The organism is Bergeriella denitrificans NBRC 102155 (assembly GCF_001592185.1).
Classification (GTDB): Bacteria; Pseudomonadota; Gammaproteobacteria; order Burkholderiales; family Neisseriaceae; genus Neisseria; species Neisseria denitrificans.
The window spans coordinates 1-3,205 of sequence record NZ_BCWL01000216.1 but is presented as its reverse complement, the minus strand read 5'-3'; the positions used below and the strand labels follow the sequence as shown (position 1 = coordinate 3,205).

Below are 3,205 nucleotides of genomic sequence, written 5' to 3'. Positions count from 1 at the left end.
TAGTACGACAAGGCGCAGCAACGCCGTATCATTCTTATTTTAAATGACTATACTTTGCGTTTATTTCAGCGGCGTCATGCCCATGTATTCCAACAGGAAGTTGGTAAATGCTGGATTGGCGGGTTTGCTGTCCATATTTTTCCAGCGTTGCTGCCAGCCGCGCAAAGTGCTTTGGATTTGGGTTTTGGATTGCTCGGAGGTAATCTCACCGCGCTGGCTGTCCACTGCGGAGCGCAGATACACTTCGTACACGGCATCATCGACCGAGTTGCGGCCGATTAATTGGATACGGTAGCGGTTGAGATATTGCGCTGCCTGCACTTTGGTCAATTTGCCCTGGCTGACCTGGCTGGCCAGGCGCGTGGCTTCGTCGCGGATTTTGGCCACGTCGGTCCAGTGGGAATTGGCCAGGCGGTAGCCTTCGGCTGGGGTGTCGGCAACTCTGGTATTGGTAGGATTGACGGGCACTTCTTTCAGGGTCGGCAGGTAGATGGTTTCACAGCCTGCCAGCGCCGCCAATGCGAATAAGAGGGGGATATGTTTTTTCATGGGTGCTATTATAATCAGTTTCCGGTGCCAGACCAAACGATTGGCTGCCGCTTAGTGGGCGTTTTTGCCGAATTGCAACATTTTTTCAGACGGCCCTGCAGCAAAAAAGGCCGTCTGAAACGGCCTTTTTTGCGGTGTGCTTATGCCAAGTCGGCAAACAGCGGGGTAGAAAGGTAGCGCTCGCCGTAAGACGGAATCACGACCACAATCAGCTTGCCTTCGTTTTCCGCTTTTTTCGCCAGCTGCAAGGCGCTCCATACGGCCGCGCCGGAGGAAATGCCTACCAGGATGCCTTCTTTTTCGGCCATGGCGCGCGCGGTTTCAAAGGCGGCGTCGTTCGGCACTTTGATAATGTCGTCGTACACGCCGGTGTTCAATACGGCCGGTACGAAGCCTGCGCCGATGCCCTGAATCGGGTGCGGGCCTTTTTCGCCGCCGCTCAATACCGGAGATGCTTCCGGCTCTACGGCCACGACCTGCACGCCGGGTTTGCGCTGTTTCAGCACTTCGCCCACGCCGGTAATGGTGCCGCCCGTGCCCACGCCGGCTACGAAAATATCGACTTGGCCGTCGGTATCGCGCCAGATTTCTTCGGCGGTGGTGCCGCGGTGGATTTCCGGGTTGGCGCTGTTGTCAAACTGACGCGCCATAAAGTAAACATCGGGATGCTCGTCCACCAGCGCCTGCGCTTTGGCAATCGCGCCGCCCATGCCTTCGGCGGCGGGGGTCAGAATCAGCTCGGCACCGAATGCGCGCAGCAGCATTTTGCGCTCTTTGCTCATGCTCTCCGGCATGGTAATCGCCAGCTTGTAGCCGCGCGCCGCACACACCATAGCCAGGCCGATGCCGGTGTTGCCGCTGGTGGCTTCTACGATAACGGTGTTTTTATTGATTTTGCCGGCTTTTTCAGCGGCCTCAATCATGGCTTCCGCAATACGGTCTTTCACGCTGCTGCCCGGGTTGAAAAATTCCAACTTCACGGCTACCTGCGCTTTCAGGCCCTCGGTCAGACGGTTTAATTTTACCAGCGGGGTATTGCCGATCAAATCGGTAATGCTGTTTGCAATATTCATTTCCAACTCCTGATTTATGATGGATATCTTACGGCCTTATCTTAAGCACAAGCCGTCTGAAAAGCCAATATTAAAAGATTCTGAATTTATAACTTTTGGTTTATACGCGCCCCGCCAACATCAACACCGGCAGCGCGGCCAGCTGCATCAGCAGCGCCAGAAACAGGCAGCCCTGCACCTGCGCCGCGCTGAAGGCATAAACCGGGCGGCGCATAATCATGCGGTTGTGCACATACAGCACCGCCATCAATACCGTCTGCAGCACAAACCAGTTCAGCGGCCGCAGCGCGTAAAACTCCAGCATGGCGGGCGCGGCAACCAGCGTCAGCGGGCTCGGGTAATGATACCACACCATGCCGCCGATAAACGCAAAGGCCGCCGTCATCAGCACATTGCTGAGGGCAAACAGCGCCAGCAGGCCGAACAATCTGCCCTGCCCCGTTTCCCGCGCCGCCGCCTGCTTAAAGTCAATCCAAAAAAACACGCTGGCAACGGTCAGATACGCGTGCGGCAGAAACAGCGGCCCAATATGCGTCATGCCCCAAATGCCGGGTAAAAGGCGCGCACCCCACAGCGACACGGCCAGCCACAGCAGCACGCTGCCCCAAAACCATTGGAACATCCCTGCCCGAAAAACCAGCAGCAGCCATATCAATCCGTAGGCCGCGACCGACCATACATTCCAATCCCCGGCCATCAGTAATGCAACTCGCCGTCAAAAACCGTTTCCGCAGGGCCGGTCATTAACACGTCCTGCTCCGGCTGCCATTCGATAAACAAATCGCCGCCCGGCAACGAAACCCGCACGGGCACACCCGCATCCAACAGCCCCAGGCGCACGCCCGCCACCACAGCAGCGCACGCGCCCGTACCGCAGGCCTGCGTTTCGCCCGCGCCGCGCTCGTACACCCGCAAACGCACCGCGCAGCGGTCGACAACCTGCATAAAGCCGACATTGACCCGCTCGGGGAATTGGGTATGAGGTTCGATGGCAGCACCCAAAGTTTCCACAGGCGCAGCCGCCGCAGCGGCCACCACCATCACCGCGTGCGGATTGCCCATATTCACGCAAGACACCTGCACCTGCTGCTCGATGGCGACATGATAAGCCAGCGCATTTTCATCACTCTGCTCCGCAGGCAGCGGCACAAACGGAATTTCAGACGGCTTAAAGCGCGGCCGCCCCATGTTGACCGTGACCAAACCGTTGTCCAACAGCTTGGGGCGGATAATGCCGCCGGCCGTTTCCACCACGATTTCCTGCTTGTCGGTCAAGCCCTTATCCGCCACAAAGCGCACAAAACAGCGCGCGCCGTTGCCGCACTGCTCCACCTCGCTGCCGTCGGCATTGAAAATGCGGTAGCGGAAATCCACGCCCGCCGCTTCGGTTTTTTCCACCACCAAAAGCTGGTCGAAACCCACGCCGCGAAAACGGTCGGCCCAGCGCGTCAGCGGCGCCGCCAGCGGATCGAAATCCTGATTGACGGCATCCACCACCACAAAATCATTGCCCAATCCGTGCATTTTGGTAAATTTTAACGTTTTCACCGTTTCTTCCATTCCTTCATTTTGCCGGCACACAC

The 3,205-nt window shown here is 57.5% G+C and carries 4 protein-coding genes; all 4 read right to left on the bottom strand.

Annotation, left to right across the window (positions count from 1 at the left end; all coding sequences use genetic code 11):
• Positions 1-60: 60 nt before the first annotated feature.
• Positions 61-549 (bottom strand): prokaryotic membrane lipolipid attachment site family protein, encoded by a 489-nt coding sequence (locus BDE01S_RS09355; protein ID WP_066080682.1) that lies wholly within the window; start codon positions 547-549, stop codon positions 61-63.
• 140 nt (positions 550-689) lie between these two features.
• Entirely contained in the window at positions 690-1,622 is a 933-nt protein-coding gene (gene cysK, locus BDE01S_RS09350) for a cysteine synthase A (protein WP_066080677.1), read from the bottom strand.
• A 100-nt stretch (positions 1,623-1,722) separates the two neighbouring features.
• The gene (locus BDE01S_RS09345) at positions 1,723-2,319 is read right to left on the bottom strand and encodes a hypothetical protein (protein ID WP_082790458.1); all 597 of its coding nucleotides are present in this window, start codon (positions 2,317-2,319) and stop codon (positions 1,723-1,725) included.
• Positions 2,319-3,170 carry a diaminopimelate epimerase gene (dapF, locus tag BDE01S_RS09340; RefSeq protein ID WP_082790459.1) on the bottom strand — a complete coding sequence of 284 codons (852 nt, stop codon included), beginning with the start codon at positions 3,168-3,170 and terminating at the stop codon, positions 2,319-2,321. The genes BDE01S_RS09345 and dapF overlap by 1 nt, the downstream gene beginning before the upstream one ends.
• Positions 3,171-3,205 lie beyond the last annotated feature (35 nt).